The 25,545-nt window shown below is 57.8% G+C and carries 24 protein-coding genes; 10 read left to right on the top strand and 14 right to left on the bottom strand.

Going from position 1 to position 25,545, the window contains the following annotated elements:
- Positions 1-93: 93 nt before the first annotated feature.
- From arsB to G5168_RS02820, 4 genes are all read left to right on the top strand, one after another.
- On the top strand, positions 94-1,158 hold the full coding sequence (gene arsB / locus G5168_RS02835; RefSeq protein ID WP_139436082.1) for an ACR3 family arsenite efflux transporter: 1,065 nt from the start codon (positions 94-96) through the stop codon (positions 1,156-1,158).
- Positions 1,159-1,234: 76 nt separating this feature from the next.
- Positions 1,235-1,660 carry a glutaredoxin-dependent arsenate reductase gene (arsC, locus tag G5168_RS02830; protein ID WP_005338171.1) on the top strand — a complete coding sequence of 142 codons (426 nt, stop codon included), beginning with the start codon at positions 1,235-1,237 and terminating at the stop codon, positions 1,658-1,660.
- A gap of 358 nt (positions 1,661-2,018) precedes the next feature.
- On the top strand, positions 2,019-3,230 hold the full coding sequence (locus tag G5168_RS02825) for a NupC/NupG family nucleoside CNT transporter (protein ID WP_071911985.1): 1,212 nt from the start codon (positions 2,019-2,021) through the stop codon (positions 3,228-3,230).
- A 466-nt stretch (positions 3,231-3,696) separates the two neighbouring features.
- Positions 3,697-3,846 carry a hypothetical protein gene (locus G5168_RS02820; protein WP_005347375.1) on the top strand — a complete coding sequence of 50 codons (150 nt, stop codon included), beginning with the start codon at positions 3,697-3,699 and terminating at the stop codon, positions 3,844-3,846.
- Between the two features lie 181 nt (positions 3,847-4,027).
- On the opposite strand, the gene G5168_RS02815 is transcribed toward G5168_RS02820, so the two are convergent.
- Positions 4,028-4,804, bottom strand: a complete 777-nt coding sequence (locus tag G5168_RS02815) for a BPL-N domain-containing protein (RefSeq protein WP_421251816.1) — start codon at positions 4,802-4,804, stop codon at positions 4,028-4,030.
- Positions 4,805-5,020: 216 nt separating this feature from the next.
- Between G5168_RS02815 and G5168_RS02810 the strand changes: the two genes are divergently transcribed.
- Entirely contained in the window at positions 5,021-5,554 is a 534-nt protein-coding gene (locus G5168_RS02810; protein WP_421251815.1) for a metal-dependent hydrolase, read from the top strand.
- Between the two features lie 156 nt (positions 5,555-5,710).
- Here G5168_RS02810 and G5168_RS02805 read toward each other — a convergent pair whose 3' ends face one another.
- From G5168_RS02805 to G5168_RS02775, 7 genes are all read right to left on the bottom strand, one after another.
- Positions 5,711-6,493 carry a toll/interleukin-1 receptor domain-containing protein gene (locus G5168_RS02805; protein WP_421231071.1) on the bottom strand — a complete coding sequence of 261 codons (783 nt, stop codon included), beginning with the start codon at positions 6,491-6,493 and terminating at the stop codon, positions 5,711-5,713.
- A 1,045-nt stretch (positions 6,494-7,538) separates the two neighbouring features.
- Positions 7,539-8,345 carry a tryptophan synthase subunit alpha gene (gene trpA / locus G5168_RS02800; RefSeq protein WP_421231070.1) on the bottom strand — a complete coding sequence of 269 codons (807 nt, stop codon included), beginning with the start codon at positions 8,343-8,345 and terminating at the stop codon, positions 7,539-7,541.
- Positions 8,342-9,535: a tryptophan synthase subunit beta gene (trpB, locus tag G5168_RS02795; RefSeq protein WP_005347359.1), complete on the bottom strand. Its 1,194-nt coding sequence runs from the start codon at positions 9,533-9,535 to the stop codon at positions 8,342-8,344. Before trpB ends, trpA begins: the two co-directional genes overlap by 4 nt.
- A 47-nt stretch (positions 9,536-9,582) precedes the next feature.
- Complete coding sequence (gene trpCF, locus G5168_RS02790; RefSeq protein ID WP_421251814.1) at positions 9,583-11,079, bottom strand: bifunctional indole-3-glycerol-phosphate synthase TrpC/phosphoribosylanthranilate isomerase TrpF; 1,497 nt, start codon at positions 11,077-11,079, stop codon at positions 9,583-9,585.
- A complete protein-coding gene (gene trpD, locus G5168_RS02785; protein WP_268012311.1) occupies positions 11,079-12,107 on the bottom strand; it encodes an anthranilate phosphoribosyltransferase in 1,029 nt (342 codons plus the stop codon). Before trpD ends, trpCF begins: the two co-directional genes overlap by 1 nt.
- A 15-nt stretch (positions 12,108-12,122) precedes the next feature.
- A complete protein-coding gene (locus tag G5168_RS02780; RefSeq protein WP_005350219.1) occupies positions 12,123-12,740 on the bottom strand; it encodes an aminodeoxychorismate/anthranilate synthase component II in 618 nt (205 codons plus the stop codon).
- On the bottom strand, positions 12,737-14,368 hold the full coding sequence (locus G5168_RS02775) for an anthranilate synthase component 1 (RefSeq protein ID WP_421251813.1): 1,632 nt from the start codon (positions 14,366-14,368) through the stop codon (positions 12,737-12,739). Before G5168_RS02775 ends, G5168_RS02780 begins: the two co-directional genes overlap by 4 nt.
- Before the next feature lie 436 nt (positions 14,369-14,804).
- Between G5168_RS02775 and rnm the strand changes: the two genes are divergently transcribed.
- The 5 genes from rnm (at position 14,805) to rluB (ending at position 18,889) form a co-directional block, all read left to right on the top strand.
- Positions 14,805-15,686, top strand: coding sequence for an RNase RNM (rnm, locus tag G5168_RS02770; protein WP_421251812.1), 882 nt, complete (start codon positions 14,805-14,807; stop codon positions 15,684-15,686).
- 106 nt (positions 15,687-15,792) lie between these two features.
- A complete protein-coding gene (locus G5168_RS02765) occupies positions 15,793-16,413 on the top strand; it encodes an L-threonylcarbamoyladenylate synthase (RefSeq protein WP_005338129.1) in 621 nt (206 codons plus the stop codon).
- The gene (locus G5168_RS02760) at positions 16,406-17,275 is read left to right on the top strand and encodes a segregation and condensation protein A (RefSeq protein ID WP_005347349.1); all 870 of its coding nucleotides are present in this window, start codon (positions 16,406-16,408) and stop codon (positions 17,273-17,275) included. The genes G5168_RS02765 and G5168_RS02760 overlap by 8 nt, the downstream gene beginning before the upstream one ends.
- Positions 17,259-17,831 carry an SMC-Scp complex subunit ScpB gene (scpB, locus tag G5168_RS02755; protein ID WP_204383690.1) on the top strand — a complete coding sequence of 191 codons (573 nt, stop codon included), beginning with the start codon at positions 17,259-17,261 and terminating at the stop codon, positions 17,829-17,831. The genes G5168_RS02760 and scpB overlap by 17 nt, the downstream gene beginning before the upstream one ends.
- Before the next feature lie 134 nt (positions 17,832-17,965).
- Entirely contained in the window at positions 17,966-18,889 is a 924-nt protein-coding gene (gene rluB / locus G5168_RS02750; protein WP_005347347.1) for a 23S rRNA pseudouridine(2605) synthase RluB, read from the top strand.
- 110 nt (positions 18,890-18,999) lie between these two features.
- On the opposite strand, the gene G5168_RS02745 is transcribed toward rluB, so the two are convergent.
- From G5168_RS02745 to G5168_RS02720, 6 genes are read right to left on the bottom strand one after another with little or no spacing between them, the layout of a single operon-like run.
- Positions 19,000-19,626 (bottom strand): bifunctional 4-hydroxy-2-oxoglutarate aldolase/2-dehydro-3-deoxy-phosphogluconate aldolase, encoded by a 627-nt coding sequence (locus G5168_RS02745; protein WP_005347342.1) that lies wholly within the window; start codon positions 19,624-19,626, stop codon positions 19,000-19,002.
- A gap of 14 nt (positions 19,627-19,640) precedes the next feature.
- Positions 19,641-20,603 carry a sugar kinase gene (locus G5168_RS02740; protein WP_335812829.1) on the bottom strand — a complete coding sequence of 321 codons (963 nt, stop codon included), beginning with the start codon at positions 20,601-20,603 and terminating at the stop codon, positions 19,641-19,643.
- Positions 20,600-22,024, bottom strand: coding sequence for a glucuronate isomerase (uxaC, locus tag G5168_RS02735; RefSeq protein WP_421171767.1), 1,425 nt, complete (start codon positions 22,022-22,024; stop codon positions 20,600-20,602). Before uxaC ends, G5168_RS02740 begins: the two co-directional genes overlap by 4 nt.
- Before the next feature lie 41 nt (positions 22,025-22,065).
- Positions 22,066-23,526 (bottom strand): fructuronate reductase, encoded by a 1,461-nt coding sequence (locus G5168_RS02730; RefSeq protein ID WP_421251811.1) that lies wholly within the window; start codon positions 23,524-23,526, stop codon positions 22,066-22,068.
- 20 nt (positions 23,527-23,546) lie between these two features.
- A complete protein-coding gene (locus G5168_RS02725; protein ID WP_216953203.1) occupies positions 23,547-24,848 on the bottom strand; it encodes a TRAP transporter large permease in 1,302 nt (433 codons plus the stop codon).
- 20 nt (positions 24,849-24,868) lie between these two features.
- Complete coding sequence (locus G5168_RS02720; protein ID WP_216953204.1) at positions 24,869-25,375, bottom strand: TRAP transporter small permease; 507 nt, start codon at positions 25,373-25,375, stop codon at positions 24,869-24,871.
- Positions 25,376-25,545: the final 170 nt, after the last annotated feature.

Genomic DNA, 25,545 nt, shown 5'->3' with positions numbered 1-25,545 from the left:
GCTGCCGGGGCGGCTTGAATATGCCGTTACTTGTTATAAACCCGTGTGTTGAACCAATAGAAGATGCGAAATTGCGCCGCATCGGGAGCTGTGATGTCTGCAACATGTGATGCCAAGGCCGTGCCTGCCATCGGCTTTTTTGAACGTTATCTGACCGCCTGGGTCGCCCTCTGTATTCTGGTGGGGATCGGCCTCGGGCAGGGTTTGCCGGATCTCTTCAAAGCGATCGGTGCCATGGAGGTGGCCAAGGTCAACCTGCCGGTGGGGCTGCTGATCTGGGTGATGATCATCCCCATGCTGCTCAAGATCGATTTTGGCGCCCTGCATCAGGTGAAGGGGCACATGAAGGGTATTGGGGTCACCCTCTTTATCAACTGGCTGGTCAAACCCTTCTCCATGGCCTTCCTCGGCTGGCTCTTTATCCGCGTGCTGTTTGCCGACTGGCTGCCGGCAGATCAACTCGACAGCTATGTAGCGGGGCTGATCCTGCTGGCGGCGGCCCCCTGCACCGCTATGGTGTTTGTCTGGAGTCGCCTCACCAACGGCGATCCCTACTTCACCCTGTCGCAGGTGGCGGTGAACGACCTCATCATGGTGTTTGCCTTCGCCCCGCTGGTGGCGCTGCTGCTCGGGGTCTCCAGCATCATAGTGCCGTGGGATACCCTGCTTACTTCTGTGGTGCTCTATATCGTCATCCCGGTCATCATCGCCCAACTGCTGCGCAAGGCTTTGCTGAGAAAGGGTGAGGCCCATTTTGACGGCGTCATGACCCGCATCCAGCCCTGGTCGGTGGCGGCCCTGCTGCTCACTCTGGTGCTGCTGTTCGCCTTTCAGGGCAACGCCATCATCGAGCAGCCGCTGGTTATCGCCCTGTTGGCGGTGCCGATCCTGATCCAGGTGCTGTTCAACTCCGGGCTGGCTTACTGGCTCAACCGCAAGGTGGGGGAGAAGCACTCGGTTGCCTGTCCTTCCGCCCTGATCGGCGCCTCCAACTTCTTCGAGCTGGCGGTGGCCGCCGCCATCAGCCTGTTCGGCTTTCACTCCGGCGCGGCGCTCGCCACCGTGGTTGGCGTGCTGATCGAGGTGCCGGTCATGCTGCTGGTGGTGCGGGTGGTTAACGCCAGCAAACCCTGGTACGAAGCGGGGCTGAGCCGTTAACTGATGGCCGCTAACAGCTGGCCGCGAACTAGATGCTATCCATTTTCTATTCACTTGATTAATGAGAGACACGCAAATGAGTGCAATCACCATCTATCACAACCCGGAATGTGGTACCTCCCGTAACACCCTGGAGCTGATCCGCAACAGCGGCGTGGAACCCACTGTCATCCACTATCTGGAGACGCCCCCCTCCCGTGACCAGCTGGTGGCGCTGATCGCCGCCATGGCCATGCCGGTGCGCGATCTGCTGCGCAAGAACGTGCCGCCTTACGAGGCGCTCGGGCTGGCGGAAGATCGTTTCAGCGATGATGAACTGATCGATGCCATGCTGGCTCACCCCATCCTCATCAACCGTCCCATCGTCGTCACGCCGCTTGGCACCAAACTGTGCCGTCCGTCGGAAGTGGTGCTCGATATATTGCCCGATCAACAAAAAGGGGCCTTCGCCAAGGAGGATGGCGAGCAGGTGGTTGATGCGAGCGGCAAGCGCCTCAAGTAATCGTCTGAACGCTCAAGTACGGATTGAAACAGGGCCAGCTTCACGCTGGCCCTGTTTCGTTGTGTGAACAAGTTGAAAAAGTTACTCCGGCCAATCGTTTTACCGCTTTTTCTGTGACGATGATCACTGTACCATCGCCGCCCGACCTGCCACCCGGCCGCATCTCCCCCTGCGACGGCGCTGGCGTCACCCGATACATGCTGTCACCCGGAACGTGAATGACCCCAGGATGGGACCCGCCACTAACCTGTAGGTTTGTGGTCTGCGTGTCGCGTGGGTCGGCACCTCTCCTGCCTACACTCCCGCGACGCCTGTCTGCAGACTTGCCATATGAAACTCCTCTCTTCATAGGTGCAAGATGACACTGTTATTGAGTCTGGTCGGTATGCTGGCCCTGATGTTTATCGCCTGGCTGGCCAGTGAAAACCGCCGAGCCATCCGCTGGCGAACCGTACTGGGTGCGCTCGCCCTGCAAACCGGTTTTGCTGCGCTGGTGCTCTATTTCCCCCCCGGACAAATCATGCTCGGTGCCATGAGCAATGGCGTCTCTGCCCTGCTCGGCTTTGCCGACAGCGGCATCCGTTTCGTGTTTGGCGATCTGGCCAGCAACGGCTTTATCTTCGCCGTGCGGGTGCTGCCGCTGGTGATCTTTATCAGCGCGCTGATCGCCGTGCTCTACCACTTCGGCATCATGCAGTGGGTGATCCGGGTATTGGGCGGCGCGATTCATCGCCTGCTCGGTACCAGCCGCGCCGAGTCGCTGGTTGCTACCGGCAATATCTTCCTCTCGCAAGGGGAGTCGCCGCTGCTTATTCGTCCCTTCCTCGCCGGTATGACCCGCTCCGAGCTCTTTGCGGTGATGACCTGTGGCATGGCCTCGGTGGCGGGCTCGGTGCTGGGAGGTTACGCCGGTCTGGGTGTGGATCTTAAATACCTCATTGCCGCCTCCTTTATGGCGGCGCCGGGTGGCCTGCTGATGGCCAAACTGCTGGTGCCGGAGCAGCAACAGGTGAGCGATCAGACCGAGATCACCCTCGACAAGAGCGACTACAGCAACGCCATCGATGCGCTGGCGGGCGGCGCCATGGGTGGCATGAAGATCGCGGTGGCCATCGGCACCATCCTGCTCGCCTTTGTCAGCGTCATCACCATGATCAACGCTGGTCTCACCACCGTCGGCGAGTGGTTCGGCTGGGCCGATCTCTCCCTGCAGCAGCTGCTGGGTTATCTGTTTGCCCCGGTGGCCTGGCTGATCGGCGTGCCCGCCAGCGAGATGATGGCGGCAGGCTCCCTGATCGGTCAGAAGGTGATCATGAACGAGTTCGTTGCCTATCTGGACTTTGCCAATATCAAGGCGGATCTGAGCGCCCACACCCAGATCATCATCACCTTCGCGCTGTGCGGTTTCGCCAATCTGGGCTCCATTGCGGTGCAGCTCGGCTCCATCGGTACCATGGCGCCGGAACGCCGTCACGATGTGGCCAATATGGGCTTCAAGGCGGTGCTGGCGGCGACCCTCGCCAACCTGATGAGTGCCACCCTGGCCGGGATCTTTGTCTCGCTGGCCTGATAGCGTGAGGCAATAGCCGGCTAGCCGGCGGCTCAAACAAAAGACCCCCTCTTACCGCTGGGCAATAGGGGGTCTTTTTATTGGTTTCGCCGGTTGGGCAACTGCGCTGCCTGCCTTTGAAAATGGTAGTAGCACTGCTTAACGCCATTTCGGCGCAGTGCCAGATAATCCGGTTCGGCGATGAGATCTGCTCCAGCATGGGACTACGCCAAACCGGGTTACTGCGTATGCCTTTATCACCTTTTTGGCGGGGGACGTGGGCCTCGTTGCGTTTCGCGTAACGGGGCGGCAGCCGCTGCTACAGCGTGTCACCGTGCAGAATGAATAGTTTTTTAGATTGAATGTTGCATATTCAATCGATTATTTAGTTGGGCGTTTGGGGGATGAGTGGTGTCTGAATAGGGGAGCAGGTTGGCCAATGCGCCGTCAGCCAGTCTTTAAGCGGTCATACAAAGGAGACACTCTGATGGAAACACTTGACCTTAACATCGACACCATGCGCGAAGAGTTCCAGCTTCAGGAGCGCAAAAAAGCCCAAGAGAAGTGGCAAGCCCGAGTCGATGAGCTGCAACAGTTGCGGGGTGGGGAGAGACAACCGGAGGAGCAGGAAGAGTAGTGCTCGTTCCCGGGCGAAAGTTGAGGTAGCGAACGCTTTGTATCGGCTACCCGTGATCTGCCACCGATAAAAAAACCACCGACCTTTTGCAGGTAGGTGGTTTTTTTATGGATTGCGGTCGATTGGATGGCCTGACTTCCGGGCCGATCAATGGGGTCACATCCAGGGCGTAGGGACGCGCCTACTTCGAATGGGTGACGGGCTCTTCGGAGAGCAACTCGTTAACGAGTCCAGTGGCTAAATGAATATTCGACTCCATCTTGTCGCCATCCACCGCGTTCGCTTTCCACGATTCAGGGGCTTCGGGGTGTGGTCCGGAAACGGCCACCTTGCCTTTGCCGTATGCGCTGATCAGCGCAGCTATATGATGGTTTTGAAAATGGGCGATAACCTTGACCTGCTCGGGGCTTGGCACCAGCGTAAATTGCGGGCCGGCCTGGTAATACATCTGGCGCTCTTCACCAAGCCAGCTGATCGGGAAGATCCTGGCGCTAAAGTCGCCGTCATAATCATCGGATGTGGCAGGAACAAGGCCCAGCGCCGGCACAAAGCCTTCGTCCTCAGACCAGCCGGTGGATGCCACAAATGCGCCCCCACAGATCCCGAGGTAGCGGCCACCGCTTAGCAAATAGGTTTTTAATGCCGAGCGCGCGTCCGCGGTGAAGGCATTGAGGAGCGGCTCAACATCGTCCTCTGTGCCGCCAACGATAAACACCTTGGCATGATCGAGCTCTGCAGGCAGCGCCTCGATATTGGAGAGATACCTGACCGGCAAGCCCACCTGCTTGACCACATCCGCAATCGCTCTGGTGCTATCCCCATCAGAAACCGGCCCGTTATAGATCAGCGCATACGGCTCTTGCTGCGGCTGCGCAGAGGCGGCCTCTGCCATGCACCCTGTCATTAACCAAAGGCTGATAACGCTCGCAATCCGCATGACGCTTTTTGGTACATTCATCGCTGCCACTATCCCTGTGATGTGAACCGAAGAGACTACTTATCACGATCCCGTTCTGCATGTCAGCCGCTGTTAAATGAACATTTCAAGTTAACGCGCCAACGCTGATTGGCGCTGCATTTAGCTAACAGCGAACCAATACAGTGGGTTCACTTCACCTTCACTTCACCGAGCAGGGGTAGGGTAGGCTCACGTTTTCAGTTGGAGCTTTATCCTATGCCCACCATAGTCACTCACGCCGCCGTCCCTCTCTGCCTTGGTCTCGGGCTTGGCAGCCGGATTATCCCGCCGCGCCTGCTGCTGGCTGGGGTTGCCATCGCCATGCTGCCCGATGCCGATGTGCTTGCCTTTAAACTGGGGGTCGCCTACGGCCATGTCTTTGGCCACCGCGGCTTTACCCACTCACTGCTGTTTGCCTTTGCCTTGCCCACACTGGCCATGCTGTTTCACCGCCCATTTCGGGCCAGCGCCGCCATCATCTGGTCGTTTCTGCTGGCCTCTTTGCTCTCCCACAGCCTGCTCGATTCCCTCACCACCGGGGGCAAGGGGGTTGGCTGGCTCTGGCCGTGGCGTGATGAACGATTTTTTGCCCCCTGGCAGGTGATCCGGGTCGCCCCCTTTAAGCTGGAGGCCTATCTCACCGCCCGAGGCGAAGCGGTGATCCTCTCCGAGCTCTACTGGGTCTGGCTGCCGGGGGTTGTATTGATGCTGGTATTGATGGGATGGCGGGTGTGGGGCAGGGGACGGTAGTGGTGGGGTTGGCAAGGGTTGTATGAGATAAAATAAAAACCACCTTTCTGTGAGTCGACAATGTAGCCAATTGTTCAGAAAGGTGGGAGATGTCATTTCTATTTAATTTTTTTAAATACTGGAGCTCACTTTGCTAAAGTGAGTTGATATCTTAGTTTATTTTTTCCCATGAGTGAGAGGTAACATACGGTATTCCCCTTGTTTTTTCTCATGCATGATGCCTGCAAGTTTAACCTGATATCCATTCTGAGGCTTTAGTTCCATTACAAAAGGAAAGCCAGGTGCAGTGCTCCTCTCTATTCGAATGGATTGTGCATTATATTTACGGCCATCATTAAGAGTTATGTCTGGGTTGAATCCTTCATATGTCATCGAGCTACTTAGACAATTAAATTGGATCTCGTCTTGAGAGTTATGAACAAGAATTAAAAAGCTGGAAATTGGTTCTAGGTAAAATTCAGCATGGCATTCTACATAGGTATAACCATCTTTTTGATAGGTATAGGCCCTCATGTTAGAAAACTCTTGTGGTCCTTTTTGAAAAGTATTTCTACCAGAGGTTACATCTACGATTTGACGCAATGCTACTTCTAAGCCTTGTCCAAACAGGTCGATATAAAGTGATTGCATTAAAATTGGAGGCATCATGCAGTCATCTAATTTAACAGGAATGATTTTGGTTTTTCCCTGAGACGATTTCATTACTGCATTTTGCCATTCAAGTTCTACCATTTTACTTTGCAAACTATTTTTAGAAACAAAAAATAGAAACAACTCACAATCACCTAGCCCTTTATTCATTTTATCGATAATTCCATCGCCGGGCTGTATAGACCAAGAGTCATAAAAAACTTTATCTTGGCCAAATAGTTGCATTAGTCTGATAGCTATCTGTTCTACTACTGGCTTGTCATTGTAGTTGTGTGATAGAAAAATCATGATATTACCTTGGTTACTAAAAATAGTTTATCGAGTATGCTGGGATAAAGATCGTAGGTTGGCGCTGAACGAAGTGAAGCTCAACGTTTACCGCGAATATATTTGAAATCTGTTTTACGGATCTGCCACATCCATATTTATCCCACTCTGGGTAGAGGGTGGAGAAATAATGCTCGCCTGTTGGGCTTTGCTACACGCTGCGCCAACCCACAAAAACCACGCTACCGCCCCTGAGTTTCAGTCCCCAGTTCGCTGCTTTTAACCTGCGGGATAGCAACAATCGCTGTCATGGCGTTTTTCCGAGAGGTTGATTGTCATTCGGGTATCTTAAGGGGGCTGGCGGCGCGTTGAGAAGCGTGTTTTGGCGGGAATCTGTGCTGGATCAATAAATTAGTCATCAGTAGTATTCAATTTGAGCAAATTCGGTTGCCGTAGCTTCCCCTCACCCCAGCCCTCTCCCAAGGGGAGGGGGTGCTTGTTCACTGTAGCACGGTAGCCTCAGGCGGGCACGGTTTTGATCCCGCTCTTATTCGCTGAGGCGAGTCCTCTTGTCCAGGCCGCGAGGCATGACGCCGAACGAGCGGCGTTGGGCTATGGGCAAAATCGGGAAAGGGCGAGCGCCGCTCGACCCGATTTGGCGCGAGAACACGGATGTTCGAAGCGGGCTTTGGGCGAAGCCATGGATGGCGGAAGCCAAAGGTCCATCGGCGCGTGCCGTTGGACAAGAGGATGAGCCGAAGGTACCCGACGTCAGTCGGGCGAATAAGCGGGGGAGAAGACCTTTGGTGTTCTTTGCCAAAGAGAGCGGGTCTTTCCAAAGTCACTCGCCTCAGCCCGAAGGGCGGGTTAAACCCCGTCGAGGGCAGCGCCCTCGTGTCCTGCGTGGCGAAGCCGCGCCATAGCATCAGCATCAATTCCGCGAACGTCTGATTACGCTTCGCTAATCAGACCTACAAGGGTGGCACCAACCAGGGATGGTGGATAACAAAAGGGAGCCCGCTTGGGCTCCCTTGCTTGTCATGGGGGTGGGCGTTTGACTGAACGCTTAGCGCAGGGTCGCAGCCTTCATCCCTTCCACAAACTCCTTCAGACGATTGAGCATATGTTCCGGGTTCTGGTGGTGGGTCTCGATGATCTTCACCACGGCGGAGCCGGAGATGGCACCGGCGGCGCCAGCGGCGATCGCTTCACGCACCTGAGCCGGTTCGCTGATGCCAAAGCCGAGCAGGGCGGGGGGGGCGTTGAACTCGCGCAGGGTATTGATCAGCCCCTCCACCGGCATGCCAGCCTTGGTTTCGGCACCGGTGACGCCAGCGCGGCTCACCAGATAGGTGTAACCATTGCCAAGCTCCGCCACCTGTTTCAGGGTCTCGGCGTCGCCATTGGGCGGGGCGATAAAGATGCTGTCGATGCCGAACTTGTCGGCGGCCGCCTTGTAGGGGGCGCACATCTGCACCGGCACATCGGCGACCAGCACCGAGTCCACGCCTGCCTGCTGGCACTTCTCGTAGAAGCCGTCAATTTTGCGCACATAGACCAGATTGGCGTAGACCAAGAGGCCAATGGGCAGCTGCGGGTACTTGGCGCGGATGCGGCCGAGCAGCTCGAAGCAGTCATCCGGGGTGGTGTGGCTGGCAAATGCGCGCAGGGCGGCGCCTTGAATGGTGGGGCCGTCCGCCACCGGATCGGAGAAGGGAATGCCGAGCTCAAGTGCATCGGCGCCCCCTGCGACCAGCGCATCGACGATGGCCAGAGAGAGTTCAGGAGTGGGATCACCCAGCATCACGAACGGCACAAAGGCGCCCTGATTGGCTTCGTCCAGACGGGAGAAGAGTTGTGCGTAACGGTTCATGACAAGGTTCCTTCTTTTTCAAAGATGTCAGCGACGGTGAAGATATCTTTGTCGCCACGGCCGGAGAGGTTGACGATGAGCACCTGCTCTTTTTCCGGTTCACTGCGGGCCATCTTGAGGGCGTGGGCCAGCGCGTGGGAGGACTCCAGCGCCGGGATGATGCCTTCAGATTTGGCCAGCTCCTGGAAGGCGTCCAGCGCCTCCTTGTCGGTCACCGAGGGGTACTCGGCGCGGCCGATGGCGGCCAGGTGGGCGTGCTGCGGGCCGACGGAGGGGAAGTCGAGCCCCGCCGAGACGGAGTAGGACTCCTGAATTTGGCCCTGATTGTCTTGCATCAGGTAGGAGTGCATGCCAAAGAAGACCCCCTTGCTGCCGTGACCGAGCGGCGCACCGTGCTCGCCGCTCTCGATGCCGTGACCACCCGGCTCGACGCCGATCAGGCGCACCGACGGCTCATCGATAAAGTCGGCAAACATGCCGATGGCGTTCGACCCGCCGCCGACGCAGGCGATTACCGCATCGGGCAGTCGCTCTTCCTTCTCGAAGCACTGGGCCTTGGCCTCTTCGCCGATCATTTTCTGGAACTCCCGCACGATAGTGGGGAAGGGGTGCGGGCCCGCGGCGGTGCCGAGCAGGTAGTGGGCCGACTCGTAGTTGGCGGCCCAGTCGCGCAGCGCCTCGTTGCAGGCATCTTTCAGGGTGCTGGAGCCGGAGTGCACCGGGATGACGGTGGCGCCCATCAGCTTCATGCGAAAGACGTTGGGCTTCTGGCGCTCGCAATCCTTGGCACCCATATAAACCCGGCACTTGAGGCCGAGCAGGGCGCAGGCCAGCGCAGTGGCGACGCCGTGCTGACCGGCGCCGGTCTCGGCGATGATCTCGCTCTTGCCCATCCGCTTGGCGAGCAGCGCCTGACCCAGCACCTGGTTGGTCTTGTGGGCGCCGCCGTGCAGCAGATCTTCACGCTTGAGATAGAGGCGGGTCTTGGTGCCCTTGGTCAGATTGCGGGTCAGGGTGAGCGGCGTCGGGCGACCGGCATACTCGGTCAGCAGGGACTGAAACTCGGCGATAAAGGCCGGGTCATCCTTGGCGTCGACAAAGGCTTTCTCCAGCTGGAGCAGGGCCGGGATAAGGATTTGGGGTACATACATACCGCCAAATTCACCGAAAAACGGGTTGAGCAGGGTCATGGCTTCTTCCTTGTATTAGCTAAATCGAAACATCAAAAAGGGTTGCGTTACAGGTTGCGCAGTGCGCCGAAGGCGGCTGCAATCTTGTGCGCATCCTTCTGGCCCGGGGCACTCTCCACCCCGGAGTTGAAATCAAGGCCGAGGCAGCCCACTTGCGCCGCCTGCAGGGCGTTGTCGGGATTAAGGCCGCCCGCCAGCATCAACTTGGCTTTATCGAGATTTGCCAACAGGGCCCAGTCGAACGCCTGACCGGTGCCGCCGCTCTGGCTGCCCACTTTCGTATCGAGCAGCAGCCGATCGGCCGGGTAGTCGAGGTCGGGCAGCGGCTCGCCGCTTGTGATGCCAATTGCTTTCCAGATCTGGCAGCCAGCGGGCAGCAGCGGCCTCAGTTCCTCGATATAGGCAGCATCCTCATCCCCGTGCAGCTGGACTGCGGCTAGCTCCAGCGCATCCACCGTCTTGGCGATGGTGGCGGGCTGGGCGTTGCGAAATACTCCGACAAAGCTAAGCGGCGCACCTGCCATCACGGCGCGGGCGGCGGGAATGTCCACATAGCGCGGACTTTTCGCCACAAAGATAAGACCCCCGAACACCGCGCCCGCCTGATGGGCGGCGGCAGCGTCCTCGGCGCGAGTCAGGCCGCACACCTTGTTCTGGCCCAGTACCAGCTTGCGCACTGCGGCTTCCAGATCCGGCTCGGCCATCAGGGATGAGCCCACCAGAAAGCCCTTGGCGTAGTGGCGCAGGTCCGCCACTTGGGCGCGGTGGTTGATGCCGGACTCGCTGATCACTACCCGATCGTTTGGAATGTCTTTGGCCAGCTGTTTGGTGCGGTTGAGATCGACGCTCAAGTCGCGCAGATCCCGGTTGTTGATGCCGATGACCGGTGCCCCCAGCGCGATGGCGCGGGTCAGCTCCTCCTCGTTGCTTACCTCGGTGAGCACGCCAAGGCCCAGCTCCTTGGCCACCGCGAACAGGGCGCGATAGCCCTCGTCGGTGAGCACGGAGAGCATCAGCAGGATGGCGTCTGCCTGATAGTGGCGGGCCAGATAGACCTGATAGGGGTCAATCATGAAATCCTTGCAGAGCACCGACTGGCTGACGCGGCTACGCACCCGCGGCAGGAAGGCGAAATCCCCCTGAAAGAACTTCTCGTCGGTCAGCACCGAGATGGCGGTTGCGTATTTGCCATAGATGTCGGCGATCGCCTCCGGGCTGAAATCGTCGCGGATCAAGCCTTTGGAGGGGGAAGCCTTCTTGCACTCCAGAATAAAGCGGGTGGAGCCAGCCTTGAGTGCCCCGACGAAATCCCGATCGCTTGGGGTCAGCGCGTTCTGGAAGCTCTCTAGCGGTTGGGCCAGCTTGCGGGCGGCAACCCACTCCTGCTTGGCCGCCACGATCTTGCCGAGAATGGTCTGGCTGATGGAGGCCATGTTCAGAAAAGCATGGGGGGCAATAAGGTCTGACATCTCGTTATCCTTGCGAAACTGGCTCTTGCCCTGCGGGCGTTCTGAATGACTGTTATGCAATGTGGTGGATGACATCATGCCTCCTGATGGCCCGCTTCCTGATGGCTCAAAGTGGCGAGCCGGGCGGCGAGCTCCGCTGCCTTGCCGCTCGCCAGCACCGCCAGTACCTCTGCCGCCGCGCTCTTGAGATCGGTCGCCTTGCCCGCCATCAGCAGCAGCGGCGCCACATTGGCGGCGATGGCGGCGTTGTGGGCCGGGGTGCCACGCCCTTCCAGAATGGCGGCGGTGATGGCGCGGTTCTCTTCCGGTTCCCCACCCTGAATGGCGCTGACCGGATAGGTCTCGAGGCCAAAGTCAGCCGGGGTGATCAGAAACTCGCGGATCTCGCCGTCACGGATCTGGGCCACCTGGGTCGGGCCGTGGATGGCAATCTCATCGAGCCCGGCGCCGTGAACCACCATACCGGTTTTCAGTCCCAGTGCCAGCAGGGTTTCTGCGATGGGACGCACCAGCTCGGGGGCATAGACCCCCATCAGCTGATAGGTGGGGCGAGCGGGGTTGATAAGCGGCCCCAGCACGTTGAACAGGGTGCGGGTCTTGAGGGCCTGACGCACCGGCATGGCGTGGCGCACCCCGGCGTGGTACTGGGGGGCGAACAGGAAGCAGATGCCGAGCTCATCGAGGCAGCGGCGCGCCTGCGCCGGGCTCATGTCGAGCTTGATGCCCATTTTGTCCAGCAGATCGCTCGAACCCGACTTGCTCGAAACCGAGCGGTTGCCGTGCTTGGCCACTTTCAGGCCGCAGGCGGCGGCGACTAGTGCCGAAGTGGTGGAGACGTTGATGGTGTTGAGGCCATCGCCACCGGTGCCAACGATGTCGCAGAAGGCATAGTCCGGACGCGGGAAGTCGCGTGCTTCTGCCAGCAGCGCCTCGGCGGCGCCGGCGATCTCCTCCGGGGTCTCTCCCTTGATCTTGAGGGCGGTCAAGAGACTTGCGAGCACGATGGGATCCACTTCGCCACGTACCACCTGACCGAAGGCGTCGCGGGTACTTTCACGGCTCAGAGACTGACCCTGATAGAGGGTGTTGAGATGTTGATGCATGTTGGTCTCCTTACCTTAACGCACGCTGCTTTCTGGACGGGTGATATGGGCGAGCGCCTGAGTCAGCAGACGGGCCCCTTCCGAGGTCATGATGGATTCCGGGTGGAACTGGAAGCCCAGTACCCGCTCATCCTGCTGCTCGATGGCCATGGGCATCCCCTGATAGTGGGCAATCACAGTCAGCTCTTCCGGTACATAGGTGGCGACCAGCGAGTGGTAACGGGCTACCGGCAAGGGGCTTTGCAGCCCCGCGAAGGCGCCGTGGCCGTTGTGCTCAATCAGCGAACGCTTGCCGTGGACAATTTCGCCTGCCGCGCCGACGGTGCCACCGTAGGCTTCGCACAGGGCCTGATGGCCGAGGCAGATACCGAGGATGGGCACCTGACCACGGGCCAGCTTGATGAGGTCTATCAGGCAACCCGCTTCGTGGGGGGCGCCCGGTCCCGGCGAGAGCACCAGCACGGCGTCTCCTTCGCAGGCGGCGATCTCGCTCATGATGCGGCTGGCCGGCAGGCTGTTGCGGTAGATCCGCACCGGATAGCCGAGGGAGCGGAACTGGTCGACGAGGTTGTAGGTAAATGAATCGAAGTTATCGAGCAGGAAGATGTTAGTGGCTGTTGATCCGGTACTCATTGGCTCACGTCCTTATGTTGCTCCTGCTGGGCGCTCAGGGCTTGCAGAGAGGTGCCATGGCTGGCTGCGATGGCGGCCAGCACGGCCGCCGCCTTGGCGCGGGTCTCGTCCGCTTCGGCTTGCGGTTTGGAGTCGTAGACCACCCCGGCACCGGCCTGCACATGGGCCACGCCATCTTTGACAAACGCCGAGCGGATGACGATGCAGGTATCCATCTCGCCGGCGCCGTTGATGTAGCCGACCGCGCCGCCGTAGCTGCCGCGGCGCTTGCCTTCCACCATGCGAATAAGCTCGCTGGCGCGGATCTTGGGGGCACCGGTGAGGGTGCCCATATTCATGCAGGCCTGATAGGCGTGCAGGGCGTCCAGGTCGGCGCGCAAGGTGCCGACCACCTTGGAGACCAGATGCATCACGTGGCTGTAGCGATCCACTTTCAGCAGCTCCTTGACGTAGCGGGTACCCGGCTCCGAGATGCGGGCGATGTCGTTGCGGCCCAGATCCACCAGCATCAGGTGTTCGGCCACCTCTTTCTCGTCCTGACGCAGCTCCAGCTCGATACGGCCGTCGAGATCCCGGTTGATGCTGCCATCCGGGTTGAAGCCGCGGCGGCGGGTACCGGCGATGGGGTACATCTCCACGTCGCGGCTGGCGGCGCAGAATTTCACCGCGCTCTCCGGCGAGGCGCCAAACAGGGTGAAGCCCTCATCCTGCACGTAGAACATGTAGGGGCTGGGATTGGTCTGCTTGAGGCGGCGATAGGCGGCCAGGGGGCTCGGGCAGGGCAGGGAGAAGCAGCGGGACGGCACCACCTGGAAGATGTCGCCACGGCGGATAAAGCCCTTGAGCTTCTCCACCTCGGCGCAGAACTGTTTGTCGCTCTTGTCCACGCTCATGCCGCCGGTCAGGGGCTGGGTGGTCAGCTCGGCGCAGAGGGGTTGCTGGCAAATCTGTTTGAAGTCGGTGAGCCGTTCGGTCAGGCGGGTGTATCTGTCTTCCACCTGGCTTTCGTCGCAATCACCGCCAAAGATGCAGGCCAGCAGTTGAGTGGTGCGTTCGATATGATCGATGGTGATCAGGGTCTCGGCCACGTAGAAGCAGTAGTCGGGGCAGCTGTTGCTCCCCTCCGGCACTTCAGGCAGATCTTCAAATGAGGCGATCAGGTCATAGGCAAAGCTGCCCGCCATAAAGAGCGCTTCTTTGCCGAGCTGGCAATCGAGCTCCCGTTGCAGGGTGCGCAGCACGTCCAGCACGCTGCTCCCCTTGAGGCGGGAATCTTCGTCCAGCTCCCGATCGGAGGCCGGGAAGTCGAGTTGCAGCTCGCCATCTACCAGCGAACGAGCCACCACCGCAGGCAGCCGCTCGGCCAGCAGGCTTTGCAACTGGGCGCCGTTGTCGTTCAGGCTGCGCACCCGCACGGTGCGACCACGGCACTCGATGCGCAGGCAGGCATCGACCAGCAGCAGGCTCTGTTTACCTGCCTTGGAGTCGATCTCCACCGATTCCAGCAGCAGGTTGTTGGGGCGACCCTGACAGAGGCGGGTATAGAGCGCCAGCGGATCGGCCACATAGGGGGCGTTGAGTTTGAGGGTATCGAATTCACCCAGAGGAAGGCGATGTGTGGCTGTCATAGTGCGTTCCCTTGCGTGTGATGCGTGTTACCGATGTTCATGACTTTGAATTCCTTGAAAATTTAATTGGTCCGGGGTGGCTGGTTCAGGGGCGCCATCGCCAGGTCAGCTTGCTTGTCTGAATTCTCGGTTTCATCACAGGTCCATTTGCCGGATAATAAAAAAGCCCGCTGGGGTCAGCGGGCTTTTTCTTTGGGTTCTTAATTTGCTGTCAGATTACAGGTACAGCAACGACCACACGCCCGCATGTCAGGGAGTGTGCCACCACCAGATGGTCAGGATGGAAGTCGTTTGCATGATAAAGTCCTGTAAAAAGATGTTTGCAATGAAGTGCCTACAGAAAACGATAAAGCCGCGGCCAAGTCAAGTCGCTTTTTAGCCTTCTTTCACCGATTTGCCATGAATGGTGACCTGACCACGAGAGCGGAATAACCTGATGAGATTCGATCTTCACTGCCATTCCACTGCCTCCGACGGGGTGCTGAGCCCCGCCGAACTGGTGCGCCGCGCTGCCGAAAAACAGGTCGAGGTGTTAGCAGTTACTGACCACGATACCCTCGCCGGGCTTGATGAGGTGCGCCGCACCATCGAAGCCGAGCAACTGCCGCTGCGACTGGTGAGCGGGGTCGAGATCTCCACCGGCTGGGAGCATCACGAAATTCATATCGTGGCGCTGGGGGTGGATGAAAAAAATCCGCAGCTGACCGACTTTCTGGCCGGTCAGCTGGCCCGCCGCGAAGCGCGCGCGCTGGAAATAGGGCGTCGTCTGGAGAAGTGTCTCATCCCCGGCACCTATGAAGAGGCCAAGGCATTGGCTGGTGATGCCGCCGTGACCCGCGCCCACTTTGCCCGGGTGCTGGTGGCGCGCGGGGTGGCCGACAACATGCAGAAGGTATTCAAAAAGTACCTGAGCCGTGGCAATAAAGGGTATGCCCCGGCCGAGTGGCCCGAGATGAGCGAAGCCATCGCGGCCATTCACGCCGCCGGTGGGCTGGCGGTGCTGGCCCACCCCAGCCGTTACGATCTCACCGCCAAGTGGATCAAGCGGCTGCTGGTGGCCTTCAAGGCGGCCGGTGGCGATGCCATGGAGGTGTCATTGCCCCAGCAGAGCCCGCAGGAGCGGGCCAATCTGGGCCAGTGGGCCAAGGATCACGACCTCTATATCTCGGTGGGATCGGATTTTCACTTCCCCTCCAACTGGACCGAGCTGGGCCGCCATCTCTGGCTGCCCAAAGAGGGGATGCCCGTCTGGCTGGCCTATCCAAATCACTTTGGGCTCACCACCGAGCAACATGCCGAGCTGCTGGCGAGTCGGTAACGGCGTCAGCGAAGCAGCCACAAACAGGTTAAGGTAGTGTCATGGGTCTTTGGCCCGTGACCATACGAGCGGGCAGGTATTGCTGCCCCCATTGCGAGAACAAGCTATGAGTCAGCATTTTTACGTACATCCGGAAAATCCCCAAGCCCGACTGATCGGTCAGGCGGTACAGATCATCCAGAACGGCGGCGTCATCGTCTATCCGACAGACTCCGGTTATGCGCTGGGTTGCCAGATGGGTGACAAAGGGGCGCTGGAGCGCATCTGCCGCATCCGTCGCCTCGACGCCAACCACGACTTCACTCTGGTGTGTCGCGATCTCTCCGAGATCTCCACCTACGCCAAGGTCGACAACAGCGCGTTTCGCCTGATCAAGAACAATACCCCGGGCGCCTACACCTTCATCTTCAAGGCGACCAAAGAGGTGCCGCGCCGTCTGATGAACGAGAAGAAGAAGAGCATCGGCATCCGGGTACCGGACAACAAGATTGCCCAGGCACTGCTGGAAGCCCTCGGCGAGCCGCTGCTCTCCACCACTCTGATCCTGCCGGACTCCGAGATGGCCGAGTTCGATCCGGAAGAGATCTTCGACAAACTGGGCAAGCAGATCGATCTGGTGGTCAACGGCGGTTATCTGGGCGAGCAGCCCACCACAGTGGTCGATTTCTCTGACGACGAGCCGGTATTGCGTCGTCGCGGTGCCGGAGACCCGACCCCGTTTGAGTGATGTCGCTGAACCGGTGACTGTTCCTTCCGCCGAGACGGGGACTGGCGCCGCGCTACCCATCGCGAAAGTCCTGGGGCAGCCCTATCACGAGCTGCCCCAGGACCTGTTCATCCCGCCCGATGCGCTGGAGGTGTTCCTCGATACCTTCGAGGGACCGCTGGATCTGCTGCTCTATCTGATCCGGCGCCAGCAGCTCGATATCCTCAACCTGCCGATCCTGCAGATCACCGCCCAGTACATGGAGTATGTGGAGCTGATGCAGGGGCTCAACCTTGAGCTGGCGGCCGAATATCTGCTGATGGCGGCCTGGCTGGCGGAGATAAAATCCCGTCTACTTCTGCCGAAGGCACCGGAGCTGGAAGATGAAGATGAGGGGGAAGACCCGCGGGTGACCCTGATCCGCCGCCTGCAGGAGTATGAGCGTTACAAGGTAGGTGCAGAGAGGGTCAATGAGCTGCCACGGGTGGAGCGGGAGATTTATATCGCCGCTGCCCTGCCCCCCGATTTTGGCGCCCTCAAGCCACTGGCGCCCGATGTTTCGCTGGTTGAGCTCGCCCTTTACATGCAAAGTGTGGTAAAACGCGCGACTCATTTCGAACATCACCAGATCCGCCGCGAACAGATCCCGACCCGGGTGCGCATGGCGGAGATCCTTGCCATGCTCACGCTGGGGCAGACCCTGCGCCTTGAGCAGGTGCTGCGCGCCGAAGAGGGGCGCATGGGGGTACTGGTGACGTTTCTGGCCCTGCTGGAGCTGTGCAAGGAGCAACTGATCTGGATCCTGCAGGCAGAACCACTCGGACCAATCCATTTCGCATTGGCCGAGCAGAGCGAGGAGGGCAACCGTGGCGCTGCCCACTGAACGACTCAAGACCCTGATCGAAGCTGCGCTGTTTGTGGCCGGTCGTCCGCTCAATGTCAGCGAGCTGAAAAGCAGCGTGCTGGCCGATTATCCGGTGACCAGTCGCTATGTTCAGCTACTGTTGGCCGAGATCAGGCAAGATTACAGCTCGCGGGGCGTCGAGCTCAAAGAGGTCGCCTCCGGCTGGCGCTTTCAGGCGCGTCAGGAGTATGCCGAAGAGCTCTCGCGGCTCTGGAGCGAGCGGGCGCCGCGCTATTCGCGCGCCGTGATGGAGACGCTGACCCTGATTGCCTATCGCCAACCCATCACCCGGGCCGAGATCGAAGCGATCCGCGGGGTGGCGGTGTCGAGCCAGATAGTGAATACCCTGAAAGAGCGTGGCTGGGTGCGCAGCATAGGCCACAAAGAGGTAGCCGGTCGCCCCGAGCTGCTCGCCACCACCAGAGAGTTTCTGGATTACTTTAATCTGCAGAGTCTGGAGCAGCTCCCCGAGCTGGATCCGGAGCTGCAACCCCTGTTGCCCCCTGCGGTGGACGGGGAGAGCGATGCCCGGTGAATGGCGCCCAAGCGTGCCGACGTCACCGAGATATACATTTTTCAACTGTGGCGAGTGCTCCAACCGGCGTTTGTTACAGTTAACCCCGTTGCCCCTATTACCTGTGGGCAGCGATCAACAATCAGGTAACCCCGATGAGTGAAAAACTGCAAAAAGTGTTGGCCCGCGCGGGTCACGGCTCCCGTCGTGAGATGGAGGCCCTGATCACCGCAGGTCGGGTCAGTGTGGATGGCAAGGTCGCCACACTGGGGGATCGCGTCGAAGTGAACGCCGTGATCCGGGTGGATGGTCACCAGGTCAAGACCCGTGCCGCAGAGGAAGTGATCTGCCGCGTACTGGCTTACCACAAGCCGGAAGGGGAGATGTGTACCCGTCACGATCCGGAAGGTCGTCCCACCGTGTTTGATCGTCTGCCCAAGATGGAAGGTGCCCGCTGGATCGCGGTCGGCCGCCTTGACGTCAACACCTCCGGTCTGCTGCTGTTCACTACCGACGGTGAGCTGGCCAACCGCCTGATGCACCCGAGCCACGAAGTGGAGCGGGAATACGCGGTACGTGTCTTTGGCGAAATCACCGAAGCCATGCTGCAGCGTCTGCGCAAGGGCGTGCAGCTGGAAGATGGCACCGCCAAGTTCAACAAGATCAAACCGGCTGGCGGTGAGGGTCTGAACCAGTGGTTCAACGTCACCCTGACCGAAGGACGCAACCGTGAAGTGCGCCGCCTGTGGGAATCTCAGGAAGTGCAGGTGAGCCGCCTGATGCGCATCCGCTACGGTGACGTCAAGCTGGACCGCGGCATCCCGCGCGGCGGCTGGCAAGAGCTGAAATTGCCGGAAGTGAACTACCTGCGCGGTCTGGTCAACCTGCCGCCGGAGACCGAATCCAAGGTCGATCTGCAGCAGGATGGCAAAACCAGCCGTCACAAGCAGGCCGCCCAGATCCGTCGCGCCGTACAGCGTCACAAAGAGATGCAGGGCAAAGAGCCCCGTGCCCGCGCCACCACCGCCCGTCGCAAGCCGCAAGCCTCTACCCGCAACTCCGGTACCGGGAGCAAGTAAGCCGATAGCCTGTTGCGTACTGAGCGCTGTTCAAGTGCTCAGTCGGCCAAGCAAAGGCCCGCACCAGATGGTGCGGGCCTTTTTTGTCAGCGCGTTGCCTAGCGGCAATATTATTGGACCTGTGCCACTGCTTCACGAGTGAGTCGGCCGATCTCTTCCCACTGTTTCTCTGCGATCAGTTTCTTGTCGACCATCCAGGAACCACCACACGCAATGACCCGCGGGATCGCCAGATATTCATTGATATTGTGAGTCGAGATCCCGCCGGTGGGCATCAGCGTGATCTGGGTATAAGGTGCCAGCAGCGCCTTGATCATCGCGCTACCACCTGATGCTTCGGCCGGGAAGAACTTCAGCGTCGTCAGCCCCATCTCCAGCGCCGCTTCAATGGTGCTGGGATTATTGACTCCAGGGATGATCGGGATGTTCAGCTCCTGACAGGCCTTGACGGTGTTCGGGTTAAAGCCGGGGGAGACGATAAAGGTGGCCCCTGCCTCTTTGGCTGCGATCACCTGCTCGCGGTTGAGCACGGTGCCTGCGCCAATCAGCATCTCTGGATATGCCTTGCGCAGCAAACGGATAGCTTCGACAGCCGCGGCGGAGCGGAAGGTGATCTCGGCAACCGGCAGCCCGTTATTGGCCAAGGCTGCCCCCAGTGGAATGATATCTTCAGCCTGCTCGATGGCGATCACCGGGATCACTTTCAGCGCCTGCAGTTGTTCAGTAATGGATGACATTCAGTTGACCTCGTTTAGTGTGATGCTGGTTTGATGAAGCTGTCGGTGACACTGCGGGTGGCACTTTCCGCAATAATTGCCCCCTTGTGCTGGATGACGATCCCCGCCAGTCGGTGGCCCATGCGGGCACACTCGTCGATCGCCCGTCCTTGCAGGTAGCCAGCCAGAAAACCGGCATTGAAGGAGTCACCGGCCGAGGTGGTATCCACTACTTTGCTGACCGCTTGGGTAGGGATAGTGATGGCGGGTTCCCCGGTTTGCAGGGCCTGGTAACAGCAACCAGCCGCCCCCTGTTTGACCACCGCCTGCTGCACCCCGGCCGCCTTGAGGCGCTGCAGGGTCTGGGTCACATCCTCGTCCCCCCACAGGGCCTGCTCATCGTCGTCGGTGACCAGAGCCAGCGCGGTGATGGCCAGCAGTTGCTGGTAACAGGCCCGGGCGTCGGCCGGACTCTGCCACAAGGCGGGGCGATAGTTGCTGTCAAAGATGATCGCTACGCCCGCCCGGTGCAGCTCAGCCAGCCACTGCAGCAGCGCTTGCCGATCTGCGGCGGGTAGGATCGCCAGCGAAATACCGCTGAGATAGAGCGCATCCACGTCGCTGACGGCCTGCTTGAGCCGCGGCAACTGCGGGTGCTGCATCAGGTAACGGGCAGCCGAATCGTTGCGCCAGTAGAGGAAGGTGCGCTCGCCGTGCTCATCAAGCTGGATAAGATAGAGGCCGGGATGGCGCTGTTGATCGATGAGCACCGCGCTGGTGTCGATCCCGGCCTGTTTCCAACGCGCGATGATTTGCTGGCTGAGAGGGTCTTGGCCCATGGCGGTCAGATAACTCACCTGAATATCGGTGGGGTGGGAGGCTCGCGCGAGATAGATGGCGGTATTGAGGGTATCGCCCCCAAATGCCTGCTGCATGTCGCCAAAAGGCGTGCCATTGAGCTCAATCATGCACTCCCCGAGCAGGGCAATCCGTTTCATCCTCGGGCTCCTGGCAGTTGAAAGTAGCGGGCTGCATTGTGATAGCAGATATCCTGGATCATTTTCCCGGACAGCTGCAGATCACTGGGGATTTCGCCCTGCTCGATCCAGCACCCCACCATGTCGCACAAAATACGGCGGAAATACTCGTGGCGAGTGTAGGAGAGGAAGCTGCGGGAGTCGGTCAACATGCCGACAAACTGGCTGAGCAGGCCGAGTTGAGAGAGCTGCTCCAGCTGGCGCTGCATGCCATCTTTCTGATCGTTGAACCACCAGCCTGAGCCGAACTGGATCTTGCCTGCAATGCCTCCCCCCTGGAAGTTGCCCGCCATGGTTGCCAGCACCTCGTTATCACGAGGGTTGAGGCAATAGAGGATGGTCTTGGGCAATTCATCGGTTTGATCCATCTCATTCAGCAGATGAGCAAGCTCCCAGGCAAATGGCTTGTCTCCGATAGAATCAAAGCCACAGTCTGCGCCAAGCAGGGTGAACATGCGGCTGTTGTTATTACGTTGAGCGCCCAGATGCAACTGCATCACCCAGCCTCGCTTGGCGTATTGACGGCCGAGCCATACCTGAACGGCAGTGGAGAAGGCTGCAATCTGCGATTCGTCCAGCACCTCTCCGGCCAGTCGGCGCTGGAGCAGTTGAGTCAGGGTCGCATCGGAGGGAACTGGTGCATAACGCACCACTTCGATACCGTGATCCGCTGCGCGGCAACCATGTCGGGCGAAGTGTTCAAGGCGCCGTTCCAGCGCAGTCAGCAAGTCGGCAAAGGTAGTAATGTCGACATCGGCGGCGGCACCCAATGTCCCAATGTAGTCAGCAAAACCGGCTTGCTCGATCTTGAATACCTTGTCGGGGCGCCAGCTGGGGAGCACCTCGATAGCAAAACCGGGGTCCTCGGCAATCTGGCGATGATAGATAAGTGAATCCACCGGATCATCTGTGGTACCGACCATGCGGACATTCATCTGCTGCATCAACCCGCGGGCGGAGAAGGCCGGGGTGGCGAGCAGTTCGTTGCAGTGATCCCATACCTTGTCGGCGGTGTTTGGCGCCAGGGTGATACCCTCCAGACCGAAGGGGCGGCGCAGTTCTAGATGGGTCCAGTGATAGAGAGGGTTACCCAGCGTTTGCGGGACTGTCTGTGCCCACGCATTGAACTTGTCACGACTGCTGCTGTTTTTGCCGGTGATCAGAGCCTCCGGGATACCGGCGCTGCGCATGGCTCGCCATTTGTAATGGTCCCCCTCCAGCCAGATCTGGCCCAGATCATCGAATCGGCGATCTTCCGCTATCTCTTGTGGATTGAGATGGCAGTGGTAGTCATAGATAGGCATATCAGCGGCATAGTCATGGTAGAGATGACGTGCCGCATCGCTGTTCAACAGAAAATCCTTACACAGGAAAGACTTCATATTCATTTCTCCCTTGGCCCGGTCGTTGCCAGATATGGTGATTAGAGCGCAGCGACGCAGCGACGGGCGCCGTGGTCAAGCAGTCCTTGATAGGCCCGAGTGACCGCATCGACAAAAGCACCCTGTTGCGGCAGTTCCGGGCCAAAGATGGCCTCAATGGCCAGCAACGGTTTGACCACGTTGCAACTGAGGCCGTGCTCTGCATAGATCGCCTGGAAGCGGGGTAGCAGGGGATCCCTGACATCGATCACCTCACCGTTTTCTCCCTCACCGCTGACATAACGCATCCATCCGGCGATGCCCAATGCCAGATGCCGGTAATCACTGCCGTTCTTCAGATGGAAGAGGACGGAGTCGACCATGCGTTGTGGCAGCTTTTGACTGCCATCCATGGCGATTTGCCAGGTCTGGTGTTTGAGCGAGGGGTTGGTGAAACGGGTGATCAGTTGTTGGGCATAGCCCTCGAGATTAGTTCCAACAGGCATGTTCAGGGTTGGCGCCTGTTCATTGAGCATCAGATCAAGTGCTGCCTGGCGGTAGGCCGGATTGGTCATGGTGTCTGCGATATGGGCATAGCCGCCGAGGTAGCCGAGATAGGCGAGAAATGAGTGGCTGCCGTTCAGCATGCGCAATTTCATCTCTTCAAAGGGCACGACATTGCTGACAAATTCGGCACCGGCCAGATCCCAGTTTGGTCGGCCATTGACGAAATTATCTTCAATCACCCATTGCCGGAATGGCTCGCAGGCAATACCACAGGGGTCAGCCACACCAATTGCCTGCTCAATCTCGGCCAGCGTCTCCGGGGTGGCTGCAGGTACGATGCGGTCGACCATGGTGCAAGGGAAGGTGACCTGCTCACGGATCCAGGATGCCAGCTCTCCATCGAGCAGTTCGGCAAATCCCAGAATGGACTGACGTGCAACATGACCATTTTCCTGCACGTTGTCGCAAGACATGACTGTAAAGGGAGGGAGGCAACGCTCTTTGCGCAGGCGCAGGGCGGCAACGATGCAGCCGATGGCGGAAGTGGGGGCATCAGGGTGCTGCAAGTCGTGCTGGATCAACGGATTCTGCGGGTTGAACTGCCCGGTGGCAGGGTCTGCGCAATAGCCTTTTTCAGTGATCGTCATCGATACAATGGCGACTTGCGGTTCTGCCATCTTCTCGAGGATGGCGGACATGCCGTCAAAGGTGGGGTGCAGTGACTCCACCACAGAACCAATCACTTTGGGCTGTACGCTCTCGGCACCCTTCTCCAGCACGGTGTAGAGGTGGTCTTGTGCTCTGAGCGATCGGATCAGCTCCTCTCCACCGAACAGGTTGACCTCGCAGATCCCCCAGTCTCCGCCATGTTTAGCCAGCATTTCGTGCGTGATCAGTGCCTGATGTGCTCGATGGAATGCGCCGAAGCCAAGGTGGACGATCCGGCTTTTTAGTTCACCACGTAGATACATAGTGTTTAATTTTTTTGTATGAAGCTCACAGCTAGCAATATTCATTGGTATGTTATCCTTGTTGCTCAGTAGCCAAGCAAGATCTGAGGGAGCCACAAGCTAAGTTGCGGGATATATGTGACCAACATCAGTGAGATGAACATGGCCGCGTAAAAAGGCAGTAATGGTTTGATTACTCGGTCAATAGATATATTTGCAACCGAGCAGCCTACGAAAAGTGCACTTCCGACTGGAGGGGTACAGATCCCTATCGCCAGATTAAAGGTCATCATTACGCCAAAGTGGACGGGATCAATTCCTAGATCTAGCGCAATAGGTAGAAATATTGGTGTAAAGATGAGGACTGCGGGAGTCATATCCATAAAAATCCCCACAATCAGCAAGATGATATTTATTATCAATAAAAGTACCAAGGGGTTATCAGAAACTGCCAATAACGCATCCGAAATCATATAGGGGATGTCAGCATTAGCCATTGCCCAAGACATTCCCATGGATGCACCGACTAGCAATAGTACAATCGAGGTTGTAATCGCAGATTCGAGCACTATTTTTGGTAACTGTTTGAATGATACCTCTCGGTATATTAATACAGCCAAGACTAACGTGTATATAACTGCGATGGCGGATGCTTCTGTCGCAGTAAATATTCCACCAATAATTCCACCCATAATAAGTATGACGAGTAGTAACGAAGGCAGTGCTTTAACTGTAGTATCCCATATTTGGGAACAACTTGGTTTTGGGGAAACTGGATAGCCTCTACGTTTGGCGATAATACCTGCAACGATCATTAGGCTCAATCCCATTAATATCCCTGGGATATAGCCAGCCAAGAATAATGCTGCAATAGAAGTCCCCCCAGATACTAAAGAAAAAACAATTAGGGTGTTACTGGGAGGAATCAGTAAACCGCTTGGACAAGAGCTTATATTGGCGGCTGCAGAAAATGCAGGGTCATATCCCTCTTTTTTCTGCATCGGTGCCATAGTGCCACCAACGGCGGCAGCAGAAGCAACAGCAGAACCTGAAATAGCACCAAAAAGCATATTGGCCATTATGTTCACATGTGCCAGTGAACCTGGTAAGCGACCCCCAAGAACTTTCGCTAGGTTGATTAGTCGTGCAGCGATACCTCCCTGATTCATGATATTACCAGCTAAAATAAAGAATGGGATCGCTAATAGAGCAAAGTTATCCATTCCCACAGCCATTCGTTGCGCAACGACTGTGATTGCCGTATCAAGTGGTAATGCCATTGCGATGGTAAGTAATGAAGACAATCCGATTGCAAATGAAACCGGAAGACCAATAAACAATAATATTCCAAAACTTCCAAACAAAGTGAGAATGACTTGCCAGTCCATAAATTACACCTTAATCCTGATTAACATTGTTCGGGAACAACATCGAAACTATTTTGCTTTTTTGTCACAAGTAAAAGCATGAAGTGTATTGAGTAAATCACCATCAAGATGCCGGTGATGGGGAGGCAGAAATATACATACCCCATTTCGATACCGAGAGCTGGTGTTAACTGGCCTGCGGCTAAGGTTTGGATAGTTAGAACTGAACCGCCATAGATAAGTACAATAACCGCAAAGGCAGTGATCGCTATTTGAATGAAGAGCTCTGCCAAAATCTTTCGTTTACCACTTAGCTTCATGACGAGCAAGTCAATTGCTAGATGTCTTTTTTGTCCTGTGGTATAGGCCGCCCCTATCATTGCGACCCACATGAACAAATAGCGAGATAGCTCATCTGTTATGGTACTAGGGGTGGCAAAGATGTAGCGTGACAACACTTGCCACACGACACACACAACTAAAAAGACAGACAAGCAAATTGTAAATATTGCGAGCGTCTGATTTAGATGAAAGATAAATTTTTTCATTACTTATCAGTCCTTTTTGGGGGGGATCTCCAGAATTGGTTGACCAGAGATTCCATTAAGACGGTGTCAGTATAGGGAAGCGACTATTTACGTACTAGTGATAGCGGTCACATATGAACAGGTCGACCAAATTGTTCGCTGGTATTGTGATCTTGGTCGACCAATTTGGC

Source organism: Aeromonas sp. 600724, assembly GCF_049175135.1.
In the GTDB taxonomy this organism is placed as follows: Bacteria; Pseudomonadota; Gammaproteobacteria; order Enterobacterales; family Aeromonadaceae; genus Aeromonas; species Aeromonas veronii_A.
Note: the sequence above shows the minus strand (reverse complement) of the source record. Positions and strands in the feature narration are given on the sequence as shown.

Bases quoted from the DNA above. Each gene is read 5' to 3' on its own strand.
- arsB (WP_139436082.1), top strand. From the start codon at position 94: ATGTCTGCAACATGTGATGCCAAGGCCGTGCCTGCCATCGGCTTTTTT.
- arsC (WP_005338171.1), top strand. From the start codon at position 1,235: ATGAGTGCAATCACCATCTATCACAACCCGGAATGTGGTACCTCCCGT.
- G5168_RS02825 (WP_071911985.1), top strand. From the start codon at position 2,019: ATGACACTGTTATTGAGTCTGGTCGGTATGCTGGCCCTGATGTTTATC.
- G5168_RS02820 (WP_005347375.1), top strand. From the start codon at position 3,697: ATGGAAACACTTGACCTTAACATCGACACCATGCGCGAAGAGTTCCAG.
- G5168_RS02815 (WP_421251816.1), bottom strand. From the start codon at position 4,804: ATGAATGTACCAAAAAGCGTCATGCGGATTGCGAGCGTTATCAGCCTT.
- G5168_RS02810 (WP_421251815.1), top strand. From the start codon at position 5,021: ATGCCCACCATAGTCACTCACGCCGCCGTCCCTCTCTGCCTTGGTCTC.
- G5168_RS02805 (WP_421231071.1), bottom strand. From the start codon at position 6,493: ATGATTTTTCTATCACACAACTACAATGACAAGCCAGTAGTAGAACAG.
- trpA (WP_421231070.1), bottom strand. From the start codon at position 8,345: ATGAACCGTTACGCACAACTCTTCTCCCGTCTGGACGAAGCCAATCAG.
- trpB (WP_005347359.1), bottom strand. From the start codon at position 9,535: ATGACCCTGCTCAACCCGTTTTTCGGTGAATTTGGCGGTATGTATGTA.
- trpCF (WP_421251814.1), bottom strand. From the start codon at position 11,079: ATGTCATCCACCACATTGCATAACAGTCATTCAGAACGCCCGCAGGGC.
- trpD (WP_268012311.1), bottom strand. From the start codon at position 12,107: ATGCATCAACATCTCAACACCCTCTATCAGGGTCAGTCTCTGAGCCGT.
- G5168_RS02780 (WP_005350219.1), bottom strand. From the start codon at position 12,740: ATGAGTACCGGATCAACAGCCACTAACATCTTCCTGCTCGATAACTTC.
- G5168_RS02775 (WP_421251813.1), bottom strand. From the start codon at position 14,368: ATGACAGCCACACATCGCCTTCCTCTGGGTGAATTCGATACCCTCAAA.
- rnm (WP_421251812.1), top strand. From the start codon at position 14,805: ATGAGATTCGATCTTCACTGCCATTCCACTGCCTCCGACGGGGTGCTG.
- G5168_RS02765 (WP_005338129.1), top strand. From the start codon at position 15,793: ATGAGTCAGCATTTTTACGTACATCCGGAAAATCCCCAAGCCCGACTG.
- rluB (WP_005347347.1), top strand. From the start codon at position 17,966: ATGAGTGAAAAACTGCAAAAAGTGTTGGCCCGCGCGGGTCACGGCTCC.
- G5168_RS02745 (WP_005347342.1), bottom strand. From the start codon at position 19,626: ATGTCATCCATTACTGAACAACTGCAGGCGCTGAAAGTGATCCCGGTG.
- G5168_RS02740 (WP_335812829.1), bottom strand. From the start codon at position 20,603: ATGAAACGGATTGCCCTGCTCGGGGAGTGCATGATTGAGCTCAATGGC.
- uxaC (WP_421171767.1), bottom strand. From the start codon at position 22,024: ATGAAGTCTTTCCTGTGTAAGGATTTTCTGTTGAACAGCGATGCGGCA.
- G5168_RS02730 (WP_421251811.1), bottom strand. From the start codon at position 23,526: ATGAATATTGCTAGCTGTGAGCTTCATACAAAAAAATTAAACACTATG.
- G5168_RS02725 (WP_216953203.1), bottom strand. From the start codon at position 24,848: ATGGACTGGCAAGTCATTCTCACTTTGTTTGGAAGTTTTGGAATATTA.
- G5168_RS02720 (WP_216953204.1), bottom strand. From the start codon at position 25,375: ATGAAAAAATTTATCTTTCATCTAAATCAGACGCTCGCAATATTTACA.